1 pseudogene is annotated in these 240 nt (G+C 36.7%); it reads left to right on the top strand.

From position 1 onward, the window contains the following. A pseudogene (locus AAEY88_RS15305) lies at positions 1-107 on the top strand (IS1595 family transposase); the annotation flags it as partial. Between the last annotated feature and the right edge of the window lie 133 nt (positions 108-240).

Below are 240 nucleotides of genomic sequence, written 5' to 3'. Positions count from 1 at the left end.
ACCTGAGCGAGTTCTGTTATCGGTTCAATCGTAGACAAATGGAAAGAGAAATACCTAACAGATTGTTAAATTTGGCAATCATTCACACGCCAATACATTCTTACTGAGCCAACTGCATAGGCATGTATAATATTGAGCTGTCAGTAAATAATAAACATTGGTCTAGTCTTTAGTTTACTTTATTTGCAGGAAAATGAGGATAACTATGGCTAGGTTTAGCTTGCTGATGGTGCTTAACAC

The sequence above is a fragment of the Psychrobacter sp. CAL346-MNA-CIBAN-0220 genome, from assembly GCF_040309805.1.
In the GTDB taxonomy this organism is placed as follows: domain Bacteria; phylum Pseudomonadota; class Gammaproteobacteria; order Pseudomonadales; family Moraxellaceae; genus Psychrobacter.
Note: the sequence above shows the minus strand (reverse complement) of the source record. Positions and strands in the feature narration are given on the sequence as shown.